Raw genomic sequence first — 19492 nt, forward strand, 5'->3', positions numbered from 1 at the left:
CTTCATAGAAAAACCGGAACCATCCACCATGAGCGAGACAAGCACCCTTTCACGGCCCAACCTGGCCAGCCCAGCCACCACCGCCAGCCCGCGCTACCGGCCGCTCGCCTTCGGCATCACACGCGCCACGCTGAGTCAGGGCGAGGCCGGGGTGCAGTACCTGCAGGCCGAACAGCCACTGGGCGCCTATGCGCATCGCCTGACCGACCGGCTGCTGCACTGGGCCGAGGCCACCCCCGAGCGCACCTTCATCGCACGCCGGGAGCGCCTGGCCGACGGCCGCACCGGCGACTGGGTGCATGTGAGCTACGCGCAGGCGCTGCAGCATGCACGTCGCATCGGCCAGGCCCTGCTCGACCGCGGGCTCGATGAAAACCGTCCCGTGGCCATCCTCAGCGAGAACAGCATCGAACATGCGCTGCTGGCACTCGGCTGCCTCTACGCTGGCGTGCCCTACAGCCCGGTGTCGCCGGCCTATGCCACGGTGAGCCAGGACTTCGAGAAGCTGCGCCACGTCATCGGCACCCTCACGCCCGGTCTGGTGTTCGCCGCCGATGCCAAGCGCTATGGCCGAGCCATCCGCGCCACGTTGGGCGACGATGTCGAGGTGGTGCTCGGCGAAGGCACACTCGACGGTCGTGCCACGCTGGCCTGGGACGCGTTCGCCGCCACCGAGGCCACGCCGGCCGTCGATGCCGCCATGCATGCGACGCACCCCGGCACCCTCACCAAGTTCCTGTTCACCTCGGGTTCGACCAAGAATCCGAAGGCAGTCATCAACAACCACCGGATGATGTGCGCCAACCAGCAGCAGTTGCTGCAGTCGATTCCGGCGCTGGGCGACGAGCCGCCGGTCATGGTCGACTGGCTGCCCTGGAACCACACCTTCGGCGGCAACCACAACCTGGGCATCGCGCTCTACAACGGCGGCACGCTCTACATCGACGAGGGCAAGCCCACGCCGAACGGCATCGCCGAGACGCTGCGCAACCTGCGCGAGATTGCGCCGACGGTGTACTTCAACGTGCCGACCGGCTTCGAGGCCATCGCCGACGCGATGGAAACCGACACGCTGCTGCGCGACACCCTGCTGTCGCGCGTGAAGATGTTCTTCTACGCTGGCGCGGCGCTGTCGCAGGCGGTGTGGGACAAGCTGCACCGCATTCAGGAGGCGGCCATCGGCGAACGCATCGTCATGGGCACTGGCCTGGGCATGACCGAGTCCGCGCCCTTTGCCCTCTACATCACAGGCCCGCAGGTCACCTCCGGCGACCTGGGCCTGCCGGCCGCAGGCATCCGCCTGAAGCTGGTGGACGTCGACGGCAAGACCGAAGTGCGCTACAGCGGCCCCAACATCACGCCGGGCTACTGGCGCTCGGACGAGGCCACGCGCGAGGCCTTCGACAACGAGGGGTTCTTCTGCAGCGGCGACGCGGTGACCTGGATCGACCCGGCCGACATCCACCGCGGCCTGCGCTTCGACGGCCGCATTGCCGAGGACTTCAAGCTCGCCACCGGCACTTTCGTGAGCGTCGGCCCGCTGCGCGCGCGCATCATTGCGGCCGGTGCGCCCTACGTGGCCGATGCCGTGCTCACCGGCATCAACCTCAAGGAGGTCGGTGCGCTGATCTTCCCGACACAGGCCGTGCGCCAGCTCGCAGGCCTGCCCGCTGATGCGCCCCTGCAGCAGGTGCTGGAAAGCGCGCCCGTGCAGGCGCACTTCCAGCAGGTGCTCGACGACCTGGCGCGCGACGCCACGGGCAGCGCCAACCGCATTGCGCGCGCGCACCTGATGGCCGAGCCCCCCGCACTCGACAAGGGCGAGGTGACCGACAAGGGCTCCATCAACCAGCGCGCCGTGCTCAAGCACCGCGCAGCCCTGGCCGAAGCGCTGCATGCCGACACGCTGGCTTTCACGCTCAAGCCGAACTGACCACAGCCTCACACGCACAAGGAGACATCGCATGAAGATCGAAGGACACAGCGCACTGGTGACCGGTGGCGCCTCGGGATTGGGCGAAGCCACCGCCCGCGAACTCGCACGCCTGGGTGCCCGGGTGGCGGTGCTCGACCGCAACGCCGAACTCGCGCAGAAGGTGGCCCGCGAGATCGGGGAGGCCCATGGCGCGGACCGCGCCGTGGCCTGCGCCTGCGACATCACCGACAGCGCCAGCGTGGAGGCCGCGCTCGAACGCGCGGCGGCCGCGCACGGCCCGGCCCGCATCCTGATGAACGTGGCGGGCATCGGCAGCGCCAAGCGGATCGTGGGACGCGACGGCAACGCCGCACCGCTGGAAGACTTCGTACGCGTGGTCAACGTCAACCTGATCGGCGCCTACAACATGAGCCGCCTGTTCGCCGCCGCGTGTGCCCGGCTCGAGCCGCTGGAGGGCGGCGAGCGCGGCGTGATGATGTTCACCGCCTCGGTCGCGGCCTTCGACGGCCAGGTCGGCCAGCAGGCCTACAGCGCGTCCAAGGGCGGCCTGGTGGGCATGACGCTGCCGATGGCGCGCGACCTCGCGCAGCACGGCATTCGCGTGTGCACCGTGGCGCCCGGCCTGTTCGCCACGCCGCTGCTGCTGGAGCTGCCCGAGGCGGTGCAGCAGTCGCTGGCCGCATCAATTCCTTTCCCGCCGCGCCTGGGCAAACCTTCGGAATTTGCCGAAATGGCCTGCCAGATCGTGACCAACGGCCACCTCAACGGCGAGGTGATCCGCCTGGACGGCGCACTGCGCATGGCGCCGCGCTGACTCCTGCCTGCTGCCCTCAAACCCTTGCCCACAACAAACCGGAGACCGACATGACCTTCACCAAAACCACCCTTGCCGCCCTCGCCTTCATGGTCATGGGCGCTGCCCATGCCGACCTCACCATCGGCGTGGTGCAGCCGCTGACCGGCCCGGCCTCGGGCCTGGGCATTCCCGTGAAGAACGGCATCATGATCTGGCCCAAGACGATCGCGGGCGAAACGCTCAAGGTCGTGGTGCTCGACGACGCCTCGGACCCGACGCTGGGCGTGAAGAACACGCAGCGCCTGGTCACCGAAGACAAGGCCGATGTGATCATCGGCTCCAGCGCGACGCCGGTCGCCACGCCGATGGCCGACGTCACCGCCGAATCGGGCACGCCGCAGCTGGCGACCTCGCCAGCCGGCCTGCCGCCGGGCAAGGACAAATGGTTCTTCCGCCTGCCGCAGTCCAACGACGTGATGGCCTTCGCAGTGGTCAAGCACATGAAGGCGCATGGCGTGAAGACCGTCGGCTTCCTGGGCTACACCGACGCCTACGGCGAGCTCTGGCTCAAGGCCATGACCGCCGAGGCCGAGAAGAACGGCATCAAGATCGTGGCGACCGAACGCTTCGCGCGCGCCGACACCAGCGTCACCGGCCAGGTGCTCAAGCTCAATGCAGCCAACCCCGACGCGATCCTGATCGTCGCCTCGGGCAGCGGCGCGGGCATGCCACAGAAAGCGGTGATGGAGCGCGGCTACAAGGGCAAGGTCTATCAGACACATGCCGCCGCCACGCAGGACCTGATGCGCACCGCGGGCAAGGACGCCGAGGGCACCTATGTGGTGTCCGGCCCGGCGACCGTGGCCGAGCAGTTGCCCGACAGCCATCCGTCCAAGGCCTCCGCAGTGGCCTTCGTGCAGGGCTATGAGAAGGTCTACGGTCCCGGTTCGCGCAACCAGTTCGCCGGCCATGCCGCCGACGCGCTCACGGTGCTGGAGAAAGCCGTGCCGGTCGCACTCAAGAAGGGCAAGCCCGGCACACCGGAGTTCCGTGCCGCGCTGCGCGACGCGCTCGAAGGCATGGGCCGCACCGTGCTGGCCCACGGCGTCCTGAACTGGACGGCCCAGGACCATTGGGGCTACACGACCGAGACGGGCGTGATGCTCAAGGTCGTCGACGGCAAGTTCAAGGTCGAACAGTAAACGCCGTACCGGCGCGTCGCAAAGCCTCACACCATGGACTTTTCAATCGCCAGCATCCTGACGCTGGACGGACTCACCAACGGCGCGATCTATGCCCTGCTCGGGGTCGGGATCGTGCTGGTCTTCACGGTGACCCGTGTCATCTTCATTCCCCAGGGCGAGTTCGTGGCGTACGGCGCGCTGACGCTGGCGATCTTCCAGACCGGCAAGACGCCGGGCACGGTATGGCTGCTGCTGATCCTCGCCGGCGTGGCCGCGCTCATGGATCTGGTGACCACCTGGCGTTACCGCGCCAGTGCGGCTGCCGCGCTGAAAGCGGCGCTGCGCACCTTTGCCATTCCAGCGGTGGTGTGCGCAGTCTCGGCCTGGGCCGGGCCGCGCAACCTGCCGCTGCCGGTGCAGGCGCTGCTGACCATCTGCATCGTCACGGCCTTCGGGCCGCTGGTCTACCGCGTGGCCTACCAGTCGCTGGCGGGCGCCAGTTCGCTGGTGCTGCTGATCGTGTCGGTCGGCGTGCACTTCGCCATGACTGGCCTGGGCCTGCTGTTCTTCGGTGCGGAGGGCTTTCGCAACCCGCCCTTCCTGGACACCCGCCTGTCGCTCGGCCCGCTCACGCTGAGTGGCCAGGCGATCATCATCTTCGGTGCCTCGGCTGCGCTCATCGTGCTGCTGTGGCTGTTCTTCGAGCGCAGCCTGTACGGCAAGGCGTTGCGCGCCACCGCAGTCAACCGCCTGGGCGCCCGGCTCATGGGCATCTCGACCCAGGCTGCAGGCCAGCTGACCTTCGCGATGGCCGGCCTCATCGGTGCGCTCTCGGGCCTGCTGATCGGCCCGACCACCACCGTGTTCTACGACTCGGGCTTCCTGATCGGCCTCAAGGGCTTCGTCGCCGGAGTGATCGGTGGCCTGGCGAGCTACCCCGGCGCGCTGCTCGGCGCGCTCGCCGTGGGCGTGATCGAGGCCTTCGGCTCCTTCTGGGCCAGTTCCTTCAAGGAAGTGATCGTGTTCACCATCATCCTGCCGGTGCTGTTGTGGCGTTCGCTGCGCAGCGGCCATTCCGATGAAGACCACTGAAATGGAAGCGCTCGTGAATCCATCCTCGCTTGCACCGGCGGGCAACGCGCCACGCAAGAGCCTGCTGCGCACCTGGGGCCCGCTCGCGCTGGTCGTGGTGCTGATCGCGCTGCCGCTGCTGCCGCTGCCCGATTTCTGGATCATCCAGCTCAACTACATCGGCATCTACACGCTGCCGGTGCTGGGCCTGGTGCTGCTGACCGGCGTGGGCGGCCTCACCTCCTTCGGCCAGGCGGCCTTCGTGGGCATCGGTGCATACACCACGGCCTACCTGAGCGTGAACTACGGCATCTCGCCGTGGCTCACGCTCTTCATCGGGCTGGTGCTCACCGGTGTGAGCGCGGCGCTGATCGGCGCGCTCACGCTGCGCATGTCGGGCCACTACCTGCCGCTGGCCACCATTGCCTGGGCACTGTCGCTCTACTACCTGATGGGCAACCTCGATGCGCTGGGCAAGTACGACGGCATCCTGGGCGTCAAGGGGCTGTCGCTGTTCGGCTTCGAGTTCGGCCAGCAGCGCGCGTTCTACGGCGTGGTCTGGGCCTTTGCGATCGTGGCCTGTTTTGCGGTGATCCGCCTGCTCGACTCGCGCAGCGGCCGTGCGATCCGCGCGCTGGCCGGCGGTTCACAGATGGCCGAGGCGATGGGCGTGAACACGCTGCGCTTCAAGATCGGCATCTTCGTGCTGGCGGCGCTGCTCGCCTCGATCTCCGGCTGGCTGTTCGCGCACTTCCAGCGCACGGTCAACCCCTCGCCCTTCGGCATCAAGATGGGCATCGAGTACCTGTTCATGGCGGTGCTCGGCGGCTCGGGCCATGTCTGGGGCGCTATTGCGGGCTCGGGCGTGGTCAAGCTGCTGGAAGACCAGTTGCAGGTGCTGTTGCCCAAGCTCATCGGCACCAGCGGCAACTACGAACTCATCGTCTTCGGCATCATGATCGTGCTGGTGCTCAAGTACCTCCCGGACGGGCTCTGGAACTTCATCGACCAGCGCCTGCCCAGGCCCTTTCGTGCGGTCGACTGGCAGGACGCGCCCGCGCTGCCCGCCCGCGGCAAGCCCGCCGCGGGTGAAGTGGTGCTCGACGTGCAGGCAATCCGCAAGACCTTCGGCGGACTGGTGGCGGTCAACGACATCAGCTTCCAGACGCGCGCCGGCCAGATCGTCGGCCTGATCGGCCCGAACGGCGCGGGCAAGTCGACCACCTTCAACCTGGTGACCGGCGTGCTGAGCCTGTCGGGCGGCGCTGTGCAGTTCCGCGGCCAGCCCATCGGGGGCCTGAGCGCACGGCAGATCGCCGAGCGCGGCGTGTCGCGCACCTTCCAGCACGTGAAGATGGTGGCGGACATGACGGTGCTGGAGAACGTGGCGCTGGGCGCCCATCTGCGCGGCGGCAAGGGCGCCGTGTCGGCGATGCTGCGCCTGGACCGCAACGAAGAGCGCGCGCTCTTCAAGGAGGCCGAGCGCCAGCTGCAGCGCGTGGGCATGGGCGCCTACCTGCACGAGACCGCCGGCAACCTGGCCATGGGCCAGCAGCGCCTGCTGGAGATCGCGCGCGCGCTGTGCGCCGACCCGGCCCTGCTGCTGCTCGACGAGCCGGCCGCCGGCCTGCGCCACAAGGAAAAGGAAGCGCTCGGCCAGGTGCTGCGCACGCTGCGCGACGAGGGCATGAGCATCCTGCTGGTCGAACACGACATGGGCCTGGTGATGGACATCTGCGACCACATCGTGGTGATGGAATTCGGCACCCACCTGATGGAGGGGTCGCCGGCCGACGTGCAACGCAGTGACAAGGTGCGTGCGGCCTACCTGGGAACGGAACACTGATGACGACGACCCCCACTTCTTCGGCCACACCGCTGCTGCGCATCCGCGACCTGCACGCCGGCTACGGCCGCGCCGAGGTGCTGCACGGCATCGACCTGCAAGCCGACAAGGGCAGCGTGGTCACGGTGATCGGCCCCAACGGCGCGGGCAAGTCGACCCTGCTCAACGCGCTGATGGGCGTGTTGCCGGCCAAGGGCACGATCGAGTACATGGGCCAGCCCGTCGCCGCACTGTCGCTCGAAGAGCGCGTGATGCTGGGCATCGCCCTGGTGCCCGAGAAGCGAGAACTCTTCGGCACGATGCCGGTGGAAGACAACCTGGTGCTGGGCGGTTTTCGGCAGGTGCGCCTGCGCAACCGGCAGTGGCGCGACCAGCTCGACCACGTCTACACCCTGTTTCCTCGGCTCAAGGAACGCCGCGCGCAGCTCGCCGGCACGCTTTCGGGCGGCGAGCGCCAGATGCTGGCCGTAGGCCGCGCGCTGATGTCGCGCCCCACACTGCTGATGCTCGATGAGCCCAGCCTGGGCCTGGCGCCGCTGGTGGTGCAAGAGATCTTCCGCACCGTCGACGCGCTGCGCGCGACCGGCGTGACCATCCTGCTGGTCGAGCAGAACGCGCGCGCCGCGCTCGAAGTCGCAGACCAGGGCTACGTGCTCGAGATGGGCAGCGTGAGCCTGTCGGGCCGCGCGGAAGACCTGGCGGTCGATTCCCGCGTGATCGACACCTACCTCGGCGCGGCCAAGGCGCGCTGAGCGCCCGACGGCAACGACACACCATCACCGGCGGCTCGGCTGCCAAGGAGACTCCATGCGCAAGGCACCACAGACAGCCCCTTCACGCCCATTCACCATGCTCACCCTGGGCGCCGGCACCCTTGGCGCTGCCGCGCTGCTGGCCGCCTGCTCAGGAGGTGGACGACCGGCCGCGCCTGCGACCTTGGCCGCCGCGCGCCCCGGCACGCTGCAGGCCTGCCAGGACCTCGCCGCGCGTGCGGCGCTGCCGGGCACGGTCTACACGCAGGTTGTCGCCATGCCTGCCGGCAATGTGACGGTCGGCAACACCGCCATGGCCGCGCCTGCGCACTGCCTGGTGCAGGGCCGCATGAACGAACGCACCAGTCCGGTCGACGGCCAGCGCTACGCCATCGGCTTCGAAATGCGCCTGCCGGTGGCCTGGAACGGCCGCTTCTTCTACCAGGCCAATGGTGGCCTCGATGGCGTCGTCATTCCCGCGCTGGGCGGCATCGGCGGTGGCGGCCCGCGCAGCAGTGCGCTGGAGATGGGCTTTGCCGTGATCAGTTCCGACGCGGGCCATGCCGGCTCAATGGGACCGCGCTTCGGGCTCGACCCGCAGGCACGGCTCGACTACGGCTACAACGCGGTCGCACAGCTCACCCCGATGGCCAAGAACCTCATCGCCAAGGCCTACGGCCGGCCGCCCGATCGCTCCTACTTCGGCGGCTGCTCCAACGGTGGGCGCCACGCGATGGTCGCCGCCGTGCGTTCGGCCGGCGACTACGACGGCATCCTGGCGGGGGACCCGGGCTACAACCTGCCCAAGGCCGCGGTGGCCCAGCTCTACGGCGCCCAGCAGTACGCCAGCGTGGCCAGTGCGCAGACGCCCGCCGGCCTGCCCGACCTGCAAAGCGCCTTCACGCCGGCCGAACTCCAGCTGGTGTCCGAGCGGGTGCTCGCGCGCTGCGACGCGCTCGACGGCCTGGCCGACGGCATCGTCTCGGACGTCAAGGCCTGCCAGACACGCTTCAACATCGCCACCGACGTGCCAACCTGCGCGGCCGGCACGCGCGACGGCCAGTGCCTGAGCGCGCCGCAGAAGAATGCGCTTGCCAAAGTGTTCGCCGGCGCGCGCGACAGCGCAGGTGCGCCGCTCTACAGCAGCTTTCCTTTTGACGCCGGCATCGGCGGCAGCAACTGGCGCGACTGGAAGTTCAACAGCTCGCAGAGCCGCGACACCGGTGCCGTCGGCTTCATCTTCGCCACGCCGCCGCTGGCCGACCGGCCGCAGGGCCTGCCCTTTGCATTGGGCTTCGACATGGACCGGGATGCACCGCGCATCCAGGCAACCAGTGGCGTCTTCGGCGAATCGGCGCTGTCGTTCATGACGCCGCCCGACGCCGCCAACCTGAGCGCGCTGCGCGACCGCGGCGGCCGCATGATCGTCTACCACGGCACCAGCGACCCGGTGTTCTCCTCGGACGACACGGCCGCCTGGTACGAGCGGGTGCAGGCGGCCAATGGCGGCGACGCCTCGGCCTTTGCACGCTACTTTCCAGTGCCGGGCATGAACCATTGCGCCGGCGGTCCGGCCACCGACCAGTTCGACATGCTCAGCGCGCTGGTTGACTGGGTCGAGCAGGGCCACGCGCCCGCATCGGTCACGGCCAGCGCACGGGGTGCCGGCACGCCCAACGCCAACCCCGAAGTGCCAGCGTCCTGGTCGCCCCAGCGCACCCGCCCGCTGTGCCCTTACCCGCAAGTGGCCGCCTACACCGGCGGCGACACCGAAAAGGCCGGCAGCTTCACTTGCCGGCAGCCCGGCTGAACGAAAATCGAAACATGGACTACCAGCCCCGCCCCGCCGACGTCGAATTCGTGCTGAATGCCGTGCTCGGCGCCACGCCACGTCTGAGTGCGCTCGCCCCGTTCGCCGACTTCGACACCGCACTGCAGGCCCAGGTGCTCGAAGGTGCGGCACGCTTCGTCGGTGAGGTGATTGCGCCGCTGAACCGCAGCGGCGACGAGATCGGTTGCCGCTTCGAGGCTGGCGAGGTCCACACGCCACCGGGCTTCCGCGCCGCCTACCAGGCCTTCGTCGAAGGCGGCTGGCCGGCACTGGCGGCATCGCCGGCCGATGGCGGCCAGGGGTTGCCCGCAGTGCTCGAAGCGGTGCTCTACGAATGGATGAGCGGTGCCAACCATGGGCTGACCATGGCGCCCGGCCTGCTGCACGGTGCCTACGAGTGCCTGCGCCACCACGGCAGCGACGCGCTCCAGCAGCGCTACCTGTCGAAGATCGCCACCGGCGAATGGCTCGCGACCATGTGCCTGACCGAAGCCCACGCCGGCAGCGACCTGGGCCAGGTGCGCACACGCGCTGTGCCACAGGCCGACGGCAGCCACCGCGTGAGCGGCAGCAAGATCTTCATCTCGGGCGGCGAGCACGACCTGACGGCCAACATCGTTCACCTCGTGTTGTGCCGCATGCCCGATGCGCCTCCCGGTCCGAAGGGCCTGTCGCTGGTGCTCGTGCCCAAGATGCTGGACGACGACACGCGCAACGGCGTGCACTGCGAGCGCATCGAGGAAAAGATGGGCCTGCACGGCAGTTCGACCTGCGTCATGCGCTTCGATGAGGCCACGGGCTGGCTGGTCGGCGAACCCCACCGCGGCCTGGCCGCGATGTTCGTGATGATGAATTCGGCGCGGCTGCACGTGGCGCTGCAGGGCATCGGCCTGCTCGACGCCGCCTGGCAAAAGGCCGACGCCTATGCCCGCGAGCGGCGCCAGATGCGCGCGCCGGGCCCGGTGCCGGCAAGCCGCGGCACCGAAGCCGCCGACCTGATCGCCGAGCACCCGGCGGTGCGCCGCATCCTCGACACCCAGCGCGCCTGGATCGACGGCGCCCGCGTCCTCGGCTACCGCACGGCGCTGATGCTCGACGTCGCACAGCACGGCGACGATGCCAAGGCCCGCGAACGCGCGCAGCGCTGGTGCGCCATCGTCACGCCGGTGCTCAAGGCCGCCTGCACGCAGCAGGGCTTCCTGGGCGCCAGCGAGTGCCTCCAGGTGTTCGGTGGCCATGGCTATGTGCGCGAATGGGGCATCGAGCAGGTCGTGCGCGACGCGCGCGTGAGCATGATCTACGAGGGCACCAACGAGATCCAGGCCATCGACCTGCTGGTGCGCAAGGTGCTGCCCGACGGCGGCAGCGCCATGTCGGGCGTGCTGATCGAGCTGCGAGACGAGCTCGACGCCTCGCGCGACGCGGACGCCGACGTGCAGCGCCGGCTCGCCCAGCTGCGCTACCTCACGACCTCGGTGGCCATGGCCGCGCATGCCGCGCCCACGCTGCCGTACGAGGTCGCCGACGACTACCTGCGTGTCGTGATGCTCGCGATGATGGCCTGGGCCTGGGCCCGCATCGACATGGCGGCCGATGGCGATGCGCGCTGGTCGGCGCCTTGCGCCGCGTTCCGGCGCCATGCGCTGCCCGAGTTCGACATGCGGCTGGGCATGGTCAAACGCGCGTGCGAGGCCGTGACCGCAGCCCCGGCAGCCACCGCCTGAGACACCCTGCGCATTCGTCCTGGACCATGGTCACCTCACGCAGGAAACGCGACACCCCACCCGCCCTCGCCGCACACCGCAGCGATGCGCTCGACACCGCCGTGCTCGAGCGCCTGGTGGGCTACAACACACGACGCGCCTGGCTGGTCATCAGCGAGGTCTTTGCCGAACGCATGGCCGTCTATGGCCTGCGCCAGGTCGATTTCTCGGTGCTGTCGCTGCTGCTGCATAACCCCGGCGCCACCTCGCGCGAACTCTGCGCAACGCTCGACATCCTGCCGCCGAATCTGGTAAGCCTGATCGCCGGCATGGACAGCCGCGGGCTGATCGAACGGCGCCCGCATCCCCGCGACGGGCGCGCGGTCGGGCTGCACCTGACCCCCGAAGGCGAGACATTGGTGACCGAGGCGGAGCAGGCGGTGACGCAGCTGGAGTCCGATGCGAGCGCACGCCTGAGCGCCAAGGAGCGCGAGACGCTGATCCGGCTGCTGCAGAAGATCTACCTGTGAGGCTGCGAGGCTGCGCTCAGCCGGCGAAGCCGTCCCAGGTCAGCTTCAGGCCGGTGAACAGCATGCCCGCGTACACGAAGCGATAGAACCAGACGGCGTCGATACGCCGTGCGATGTGCACGCCCACCCACACGCCCAGCGGTGCCAGCGGCAACAGCACCAGCGAGGTCGCGAGGTTGCGCCAGTCGAGCAACCCGAGCCAGGCATAGGGCACCCACTTGCTGAGGTTCACGACAAAGAAAAGGTAAGCCATCGTGGCCGTGAACGTCACCGGCGCGAGCCGCATCGGGATCAGGTACGCATTGACGGGCGGGCCACCCGCATGCGCGATGAAACTGGTGAAGCCGCTCAGCGCGGTCAGCACCGCGCCCACCGCGCGCGGTGGCGGCTTGCTGCCGGCCTTCGGCGGAAACAGCAGCCGCTGCGCCAGGAACACCAGCGTCGACACGCCCACGATGCCGGCCACGGTGCGCGCGGGCAGCCAGCGAAACAGCAGTGCGCCGATCAGCGTGCCCACCAGCGCACAGGGAACCAGGAACTTCAGCAAGGGCCAGTCGACGTCGCGCCGAAACGCCGCGATGCCCAGCAGGTCCATCAGCAACAGCACCGGCATGAGGATCGCCGCTGCCTGCGGCACGGTCACGGCGAGCGCCATCAAGGGGACCGCGAGCGAGCCGAAACCCGCACCGAAACCACTCTTGCTGATGCCCAGCAGCAGCACCGCCGGGATGGCGACGGCATAGAAGAACGGATCGGTGATGAAGGGCAGGGCCACGGCAAGTGCGTGCAGACGCCGTTGCCGGCGCGCATGGGCAGGTCAGTCAGCGGTGATCTTGTTGGTCTGGATCAGCTGCGCCCAGCGCTGCGTCTGGCTGGCGATGAAGGTCTTGAATTCGGCCGGTGTGCCACCGACCGGATCGGCGCCCAGCTTGACCAGGCGCGCCCGTGTCTCGGGGTCGCGCACGGCGGCCTGCACTTCGGCCGAGAGCCGCTCGACGATGGCCGGCGCCGTGCCCTTGGGCACGAAGAAACCGTTCCATTCCAGCACCTCGAAATCAGGGAAGCCGCTCTCCGCGATGGTCGGTACCTGCGGCAAGGCCGCCATGCGCTGGCGCGATGTGACCGCCAGCGCCTTGAGCTGGCCCGACTGCACGTAATTCAGGCCCGAACCGGCGTTGGCAAAGTAGCTGTCGACCTGCCCGCCGATCACGTCGGCCAGCGCCGGTGCGCCGCCTTTGTAAGGCACATGCAGCATGTTGATGCGCGCCTCGCGATTGAGCAGCTCGCCTGCCAGATGGGCCGGGCTGCCGGCGCCATAGGACGCGAACGACACCTTGCCCGGCTCGTTGCGCGCCCACGCCACGAAGGCCTTGAAGTCTGCCACCGGCGCCTTCGGCGGCACCACCAGGATGTTGGGGACGGTCAAGGCCAGCGAAATCGGCAACAGGTCGTTGACCGGATCGAAGGACATCTTGCGCAGTGACGGGTTGACCGCGAAGGTCGACGCATCGTAGAGCACGGTGTAGCCGTCGGCATCGGCCTTGGCGACGGCCTGCGCGCCGATCATGCCGCTGGCGCCAGGCCGGTTGTCGACCACGACCTGGGTGCGCAGCGTCACCGACAGCCGCTGCGCCAGGACGCGCGCTGCATTGTCGGCGCCGCCACCGGCGGAGTACGGCACGATGAGCCGGATCGGCCTGGACGGATAGGCCGCTTGAGCAGCGGCAGGGCGCGCGCCGACGATGGCGAGCATGACGGCCGCAGCGGCCAGCCCGAAGCCGCGACGCGATCCGCGAAGAGGAAAAATAGACACGCTCAATCTCCTGGATACGGCGCGAAAGCAGCGGCCTTCGCGCGATTCTTTTATTCCGCCGTGGCGCCTGAGACCTTGACGACCTCGGCCCATTTCGCGCTCTCGCGAGCGATCAACGCCGCATAGTCGGCAGGCCCGCCGAGCAGCGGTACCGCACCTTCGACGTCCAGCCGCGACTGGAATTCGGGCGTGGCTGCCACCTGCAGCATCTGCGATGCCAGCGTCCGGATGAAGGCGTCGGGCGTGCCGCGCGGCGCGAGAATGCCGTAGGTCAAGGTGCTTTCGAACCCGGCCAACCCAGGAACACCGGATTCGGCCAACGTGCGCACGTCGGGCAGACTCGGCAGACGCTGGGCGCCCGTGACGGCGATGGCGCGCAACTTGCCACCCTTGACCAGCGCCAGCGCCGGCGGGATGACGCTGAACATCATCTGCACCTGCCCGCCAGCCACATCTGTGAGGGCCGGATTCGTGCCCTTGTAGGGGATGTGGCTGATGTCGACGCCGGTCTTCTGGGCGAAGGACTCGCCGGTCAGGTGACCGCCGGTGCCGCTGCCGCTGGACGCGTAGTTGAACGCGCCGGGCTTCGCTTTTGCGGCGGCGACCAGGTCGGCCACCGTGCGCACGGGCGACGATGCCGGCACGACCAGCACCAGCGCCGAAGAGGCGAACATTGCCACCGGCAACAGGTCCTTGCGCGCATCGAATTTCAGGCCCTTGTAGAGCGCAGGATTGATGGACACGGTCCCCGAATGCCCCAGCAGCAGCGTGAGCCCGTCGGGCGCGCTGCGCACCACCTGCTCGGTGCCGAGGTTGCCGCCGGCACCCGGCTTGTTGTCCACCACCACCGGCTGCGCGCGCAGCTCGCCCAGGCCCTTGGCCATCTGGCGCGCAAACACGTCGTTGCCGCCGCCCGGCGCAAAGGGCACGACGATCCGGATCGGCCTGTTGCTGGATGCACCCGCTGCACCGGTTGCGCCGGATTGCGCCCACGCTGGCGCTGCTGCTGCCGCCATCGCGGCGAGCAGCAGCCGTCGATTCGGCCCGTTCACACCCGTTCCAGGATCAGCGCGATGCCCTGTCCGACGCCGATGCACATCGTGCACAGCGCATAGCGGCCGTTCTGCTTGTGCAGCTGGTTGATGGCCGTGGTTGCCAGACGCGCACCGCTGGCGCCCAACGGGTGGCCCAACGCGATGGCGCCACCGTTGATGTTCACGCGGGCGTCGTCGTCCTTCAGGCCGAGCAGGCGCAGTACAGCCAGCCCCTGCGCCGCGAAGGCTTCGTTGAGTTCGATCACGTCCATCTGGTCGATCGTCAGGCCTGTGAGCGCCAGCACCTTTTGTGTGGCGGGCGCCGGGCCGATGCCCATGACGCGGGGCGGGACGCCGGCCGTCGCCATGCCGACCACGCGGGCGCGCGGCGTCAGGCCATTTTTCGCGGCCATCGCCTCGCTGGCCAGCAGCAGCGCCACGGCGCCGTCGTTCACGCCGCTGGCATTGCCGGCGGTCACGGTGCCGTCGGGACGCACCACGCCCTTGAGCTTGGCCAGCGCCTCCAGGCTGGTCTCGCGCGGATGCTCGTCCTTGCTCACGATGACGGCGTCGCCCTTTTTCTGCGGCACCGTCACGGGCACGATCTCGGCGTCGAAGAAGCCGGCCTTCTGCGCCGCCACGGCGCGCAGCTGCGAGTTCAGCGCCATCAGATCCTGCGCCTCGCGCTCGATTTTGTAGTCGGTGGCCACGTTTTCGGCCGTCTCGGGCATCGAGTCGACGCCGTACTGCGCCTTCATCAGCTTGTTGACGAAGCGCCAGCCGATGGTCGTGTCGTAGACCGCGTTGGCGCGGCTGAAGGCGCTTTCGGCCTTGGGCATGACGAAGGGCGCGCGGCTCATGCTTTCGACGCCGCCGGCGATCATCAGGCCGGCCTCGCCGGACTTGATGGCGCGCGCCGCGGTGCCCAGGGCGTCCAGGCCCGAACCGCACAGGCGGTTGATGGTGGCGCCACCCAGTTCCACCGGCAGACCCGCCAGCAGCGCCGACATGCGCGCCACGTTGCGGTTGTCCTCGCCGGCCTGGTTGGCACAACCGTACAGCACGTCGCCCACGGCCAGCCAGTCGACGTTCTTGTTGCGCTCCATCAGCGCCTTGAGCGGAATCGCGCCGAGGTCGTCGGCGCGCACGCTGCTGAGGGCGCCGCCGTAGCGGCCGAAGGGCGTGCGGATGGCATCGCAGATGAAGGCTTGAGTGGTCATGTCGGTTGTCTCGAAAAAAATGATTGAATAAGCTTTGCCAGGCGCGGAAAACGCGCCGATGTCCGCCTTTTACGCAGCGATGGGCAGGCCCACCAGCTTCTCCAGTTCGGCGTGTTCCAGGCCGTCGACCTTGTCGATCAGCTTCAGGCCGCTGGGCGTGCATTCGAGTGTGGCCAGATCGGAATACACCCGCTTGACGCAGCCGATGCCCGTCAGCGGATAGCTGCATTGGCCCACGATCTTGCTCTCGCCCTTCTTGGTCAGCAGGTCCATCATGACCCAGGTCTGCTTGGCGCCGATGGCCAGGTCCATGGCGCCGCCGACGGCGGGAATCGCGCCCTCTTCGCCGGTGCTCCAGTTGGCCAGGTCGCCGGTGGCGGAGACCTGGAAGGCGCCGAGCACGCAGATGTCCAGATGGCCGCCGCGCATCATCGCGAAACTGTCGGCATGGTGAAAGAACGAGCCACCCGCCAGCAGCGTGACGGGCTGCTTGCCGGCATTGATCAGGTCGTAGTCTTCCTCGCCCGCCGGCGGTGCAGCGCCCATGCCGAGGATGCCGTTCTCGCTCTGGAGGATGACCTCGCGGCCGGCCGGCAGGTGGTTGGCCACGAGCGTCGGCTGGCCGATGCCGAGGTTAACGACAGCACCGTCGAAGATGTCCTGCGCCACGCGGGCGGCGAGCTGGTCCTTGGTGCGGCGTTGGTAGGAAACTGTGGTCATGACTGAACTCCGAATGCGGACGTGATCATTGGCTGGAACACCGAGCTTCATTTCTTGAAACCACCGGCTTGGGTGGCGATGCGCTCGATGCGCACGACCTGGTGCACGAAGATGCCCGGGGTCACGATGGTCTCGGGGTCCAGGGTACCGAGTTCAGCGATGTCGTGCACGGTGGCGATGGTCTTTGTCGATGCCATGGCCATCACCGGACCGAAGTTGCGTGCCGCCTTGCGATAGACCAGGTTGCCCCAGCGGTCGCCACGCTCGGCCTTGATGAGCGCCACGTCGCCATGGATCGGGTATTCGAGCACGTACTGCTTGCCGTCGATCTCGCGGGTTTCGCGGTTGCCGGCGAGCTGCGTGCCGTAGCCCGTCGGGCAGAAGAAGGCGCCAATGCCGGCACCCGCCGCGCGAATGCGCTCGGCCAGGTTGCCCTGCGGCACCAGCTCCAGCTCCAGCTTGCCACTGCGGTAGAGGCCGTCGAACACCTGGCTGTCGGCCTGGCGCGGAAAGCTGCAGATGATCTTGCGCACGCGCCCCGCCTTCAACAGCGCGGCCAGGCCGGTTTCGCCGTTGCCGGCGTTGTTGTTGACGACCGTCAGGTCCTTGGCACCCTGTTCGATCAGGCCGTCGATGAGTTCATTGGGGATACCGGCGGTGCCGAAGCCGCCGATCAGCACGGTGGCGCCGTCCTGGATGCCGGCCAGCGCGTCGGCAACCGAACGGGCGATCTTGTCGATCATGTGATTTGTCTCCGGGAAGGAAAAAGCCAAGGGGCCTTGGCGCGGGCCAGACGTTCGCCTTCAACACAAGCCACAAGCGCTTGGGCTTTTGTTCGTATTGCGAACATTTGTTCTTATAATGAATTCTAGACAAGAACAACGACCATGGCAACCACGCAGCCACCCACCGCCACGCCCGCACCTGGCGACAGCTATGTGCAGTCGTTCGCGCGCGGGCTGCAGGTGATCCGATCCTTCAGCGCCACCGCGCCGCGCCAGACGCTCAGCGAGGTGGCGGTGAGCACCGGCCTGACGCGCGCCGGTGCGCGCCGCATCCTGCTGACGCTGCAGACGCTGGGCTACGTGGAGAGCGACGGCAAGCTGTTTGCGCTGACGCCGCGCATCCTCGACCTGGGCTTTGCCTACCTGTCGTCGATGCCGATCTGGAACCGCGCCGAGCCGGTGATGGAGACGCTGGCCGAACAGGTGCAGGAGTCCTGCTCGGCCGCCGTGCTCGAAGGCACCGACATCGTCTACGTGATGCGCGTGTCGACCCACAAGATCATGCGCATCAGCCTGGGCGTCGGCTCCCGGCTGCCGGCCTGCTGCACCTCGATGGGCCGGCTGCTGCTGGCCGACCTGCCCGAACCGGTGATGCGCGCGCGGCTCGAGGCCGCGCCGCCCGAGGCACTGACCAAGCACACGGTGACCGATATCGACGCGCTGGTGCTGAAGATCGCCCAGGTGCGCCGCCAGCGCTGGTGCCTGGTCAACCAGGAGCTGGAAGAGGGGCTGATCTCGATCGCCGCGCCCATCGTCGACCGCGCCGGCCGCATGACGGCTGCGCTCAACATCAGCGGCCAGGCCAACCGCACCAGTGCCAAGGTGATGCAGGACACCATGCTGCCGGCGCTGCGCGAGGCGGCCGACCAGATCTCCCGGCTGTTGTAATCAGCCCTCCCTGAATACACGCTCCCCATGAAGCTCCTGCGACTGATCGTGCACACCCGACGCCACCCATCGGCGGTGCTGCTGCTGGTTCAACTGTTGGGCATCCTGCTCTATCCCTTTGCGGAATCCACGCCCGCGGCGCGGCTGGCGCTGGGTGTCTTCGGGATCGTGGTGCTGTTCATCACCGTGCGCATGGTGCGCCGCACACCCGGCCTGGTGTGGATCAGCATCACGCTCGCGACCCCGACGCTGGTGCTTCTGTCCGTGCAGACGGTCACCGGCACGCCTTATGGACTGGCCGTGTCGTCGGCACTCGAATCGATCTTCTACTTTTATGCGGCCGGCAGCCTGATCGCCTACATGATGGCCGACCGCAAGGCCTCGCTGGACGAACTGTTCGCCGCCGGCGCCACCTTCACGCTGCTCGCGTGGGGCTTCACGCACCTGTTCGTGCTGGTGCAGGAACTGCAGCCGGGTTGCTTCCTGGCCGCGGTGAACGCACCCGCGGCACGCACCTGGACCGAACTGATGTACCTGAGCTTCGCGCTTCTCTCCAGCACCGGAATCGGGGATGTCATCCCCGTGACGGTACACGCGCGCGCAGTGGCCAGCGTGGCGATGTTCGTTGGCGTGATGTACCTGGCGCTGGTGGTGTCGCGCCTGATCGGCATGACCCTGCAGCCCCGGCAATGAGCCCGCCGGGCCGCCAACGGCCCCGTTGCCCGTGTACGCTCGGGGGATGTTCAATCCCTCCCAAGAAGACGTTCGCCGCTTCTTCTGCAACGTCTACGCCAAGAGCCGCGCTGGCCTTCCGATGGAAGCCCTCGAAACCATCGCGGCTGGCTGGATCGACCAGCACCCCGAATACCATGCCGACCTGGCCGATGCCGATGCCGCCGTGACACGCGTTTACGACGGCAAGGACGGGCAGGAAAATCCCTTCCTCCACCTGTCGATGCACCTGTCGATCAGCGAGCAGAGCTCCATCGACCAGCCGCGCGGCATCCGCCAGGCGGTGGAACTGCTGGCGGCGCGCCGCGGCTCGCTGCTCGACGCCCACCACGAAGCCATGGAATGCCTGGGCCGCATGATGTGGGAAGCACAGCGCGCCGGGCGTCCGCCCGACGGCCACGCGTATGTCGACTGCGTGCAGCGGCGCGCCACGCGCGACTGACATCGGCCTGTCGCATGGCGCATTTGGTTGCAATGCGAGGGCCTTGCTCACACCTCGCCGCGGCGCCGACGGGCGCTTGAGCGGCTGCGCCCGCTAAAATCCGCGATCGACAGCCTCTGGATATACCCCATGAATCGCTGCAGCCACCTCGCGATCACCCCCGTCCTACCGTTCCTTGCGCCGCCCGGCACCACCGGCTGCGGCCTGTT

General features: G+C 68.3%; 18 protein-coding genes. 12 read left to right on the forward strand and 6 right to left on the reverse strand.

Annotation, left to right across the window (positions count from 1 at the left end):
* Window positions 1-28 precede the first annotated feature (28 nt).
* The 9 genes from J2W36_RS14495 to J2W36_RS14535 all read left to right on the forward strand — a co-directional run bounded on the left by J2W36_RS14495 (window position 29) and on the right by J2W36_RS14535 (window position 11649).
* Window positions 29-1933, forward strand: coding sequence for a feruloyl-CoA synthase (locus J2W36_RS14495; RefSeq protein ID WP_307690452.1), 1905 nt, complete (start codon window positions 29-31; stop codon window positions 1931-1933).
* Between the two features lie 31 nt (window positions 1934-1964).
* Entirely contained in the window at window positions 1965-2750 is a 786-nt protein-coding gene (locus J2W36_RS14500) for an SDR family NAD(P)-dependent oxidoreductase (RefSeq protein ID WP_307690453.1), read from the forward strand.
* A 50-nt stretch (window positions 2751-2800) separates the two neighbouring features.
* On the forward strand, window positions 2801-3934 hold the full coding sequence (locus J2W36_RS14505) for an ABC transporter substrate-binding protein (protein WP_307690454.1): 1134 nt from the start codon (window positions 2801-2803) through the stop codon (window positions 3932-3934).
* Between the two features lie 33 nt (window positions 3935-3967).
* Entirely contained in the window at window positions 3968-5008 is a 1041-nt protein-coding gene (locus J2W36_RS14510) for a branched-chain amino acid ABC transporter permease (RefSeq protein WP_307690455.1), read from the forward strand.
* Between the two features lies 1 nt (window position 5009).
* Window positions 5010-6833, forward strand: coding sequence for a branched-chain amino acid ABC transporter ATP-binding protein/permease (locus tag J2W36_RS14515; RefSeq protein ID WP_307690508.1), 1824 nt, complete (start codon window positions 5010-5012; stop codon window positions 6831-6833).
* A complete protein-coding gene (locus tag J2W36_RS14520; protein WP_307690456.1) occupies window positions 6833-7585 on the forward strand; it encodes an ABC transporter ATP-binding protein in 753 nt (250 codons plus the stop codon). Before J2W36_RS14515 ends, J2W36_RS14520 begins: the two co-directional genes overlap by 1 nt.
* Before the next feature lie 97 nt (window positions 7586-7682).
* A complete protein-coding gene (locus tag J2W36_RS14525; RefSeq protein WP_307690457.1) occupies window positions 7683-9395 on the forward strand; it encodes a tannase/feruloyl esterase family alpha/beta hydrolase in 1713 nt (570 codons plus the stop codon).
* Window positions 9396-9409: 14 nt separating this feature from the next.
* Window positions 9410-11140 (forward strand): acyl-CoA dehydrogenase family protein, encoded by a 1731-nt coding sequence (locus tag J2W36_RS14530; RefSeq protein ID WP_307690458.1) that lies wholly within the window; start codon window positions 9410-9412, stop codon window positions 11138-11140.
* Between the two features lie 26 nt (window positions 11141-11166).
* A complete protein-coding gene (locus J2W36_RS14535) occupies window positions 11167-11649 on the forward strand; it encodes a MarR family winged helix-turn-helix transcriptional regulator (protein WP_307690459.1) in 483 nt (160 codons plus the stop codon).
* Window positions 11650-11665: 16 nt separating this feature from the next.
* On the opposite strand, the gene J2W36_RS14540 is transcribed toward J2W36_RS14535, so the two are convergent.
* The 6 genes from J2W36_RS14540 to J2W36_RS14565 form a co-directional block, all read right to left on the reverse strand.
* Window positions 11666-12424: a sulfite exporter TauE/SafE family protein gene (locus J2W36_RS14540; protein ID WP_307690460.1), complete on the reverse strand. Its 759-nt coding sequence runs from the start codon at window positions 12422-12424 to the stop codon at window positions 11666-11668.
* Between the two features lie 42 nt (window positions 12425-12466).
* Window positions 12467-13402 (reverse strand): tripartite tricarboxylate transporter substrate binding protein, encoded by a 936-nt coding sequence (locus tag J2W36_RS14545; RefSeq protein ID WP_370869328.1) that lies wholly within the window; start codon window positions 13400-13402, stop codon window positions 12467-12469.
* Between the two features lie 110 nt (window positions 13403-13512).
* Window positions 13513-14478 (reverse strand): Bug family tripartite tricarboxylate transporter substrate binding protein, encoded by a 966-nt coding sequence (locus J2W36_RS14550; RefSeq protein WP_370869329.1) that lies wholly within the window; start codon window positions 14476-14478, stop codon window positions 13513-13515.
* A 32-nt stretch (window positions 14479-14510) separates the two neighbouring features.
* Window positions 14511-15716, reverse strand: coding sequence for a 3-oxoadipyl-CoA thiolase (pcaF, locus tag J2W36_RS14555; protein ID WP_307690463.1), 1206 nt, complete (start codon window positions 15714-15716; stop codon window positions 14511-14513).
* A 69-nt stretch (window positions 15717-15785) separates the two neighbouring features.
* A complete protein-coding gene (locus J2W36_RS14560; protein ID WP_307690464.1) occupies window positions 15786-16436 on the reverse strand; it encodes a 3-oxoacid CoA-transferase subunit B in 651 nt (216 codons plus the stop codon).
* 47 nt (window positions 16437-16483) lie between these two features.
* A complete protein-coding gene (locus J2W36_RS14565) occupies window positions 16484-17179 on the reverse strand; it encodes a 3-oxoacid CoA-transferase subunit A (protein ID WP_307690465.1) in 696 nt (231 codons plus the stop codon).
* A 144-nt stretch (window positions 17180-17323) separates the two neighbouring features.
* Between J2W36_RS14565 and J2W36_RS14570 the strand changes: the two genes are divergently transcribed.
* Genes J2W36_RS14570 through J2W36_RS14580 form a run of 3 tightly spaced genes read left to right on the forward strand, consistent with a single transcriptional unit; the run spans window position 17324 to window position 19283 of the window.
* Window positions 17324-18109: an IclR family transcriptional regulator domain-containing protein gene (locus tag J2W36_RS14570; RefSeq protein ID WP_307690466.1), complete on the forward strand. Its 786-nt coding sequence runs from the start codon at window positions 17324-17326 to the stop codon at window positions 18107-18109.
* Window positions 18110-18136: 27 nt separating this feature from the next.
* Entirely contained in the window at window positions 18137-18802 is a 666-nt protein-coding gene (locus tag J2W36_RS14575) for an ion channel (protein WP_307690467.1), read from the forward strand.
* Between the two features lie 46 nt (window positions 18803-18848).
* A complete protein-coding gene (locus tag J2W36_RS14580) occupies window positions 18849-19283 on the forward strand; it encodes a DUF1841 family protein (protein WP_307690468.1) in 435 nt (144 codons plus the stop codon).
* The last annotated feature ends 209 nt before the right edge of the window (window positions 19284-19492 follow it).

It is taken from the genome of Variovorax ginsengisoli (assembly GCF_030811835.1).
GTDB classification, from domain to species: domain Bacteria; phylum Pseudomonadota; class Gammaproteobacteria; order Burkholderiales; family Burkholderiaceae_C; genus Variovorax; species Variovorax ginsengisoli_C.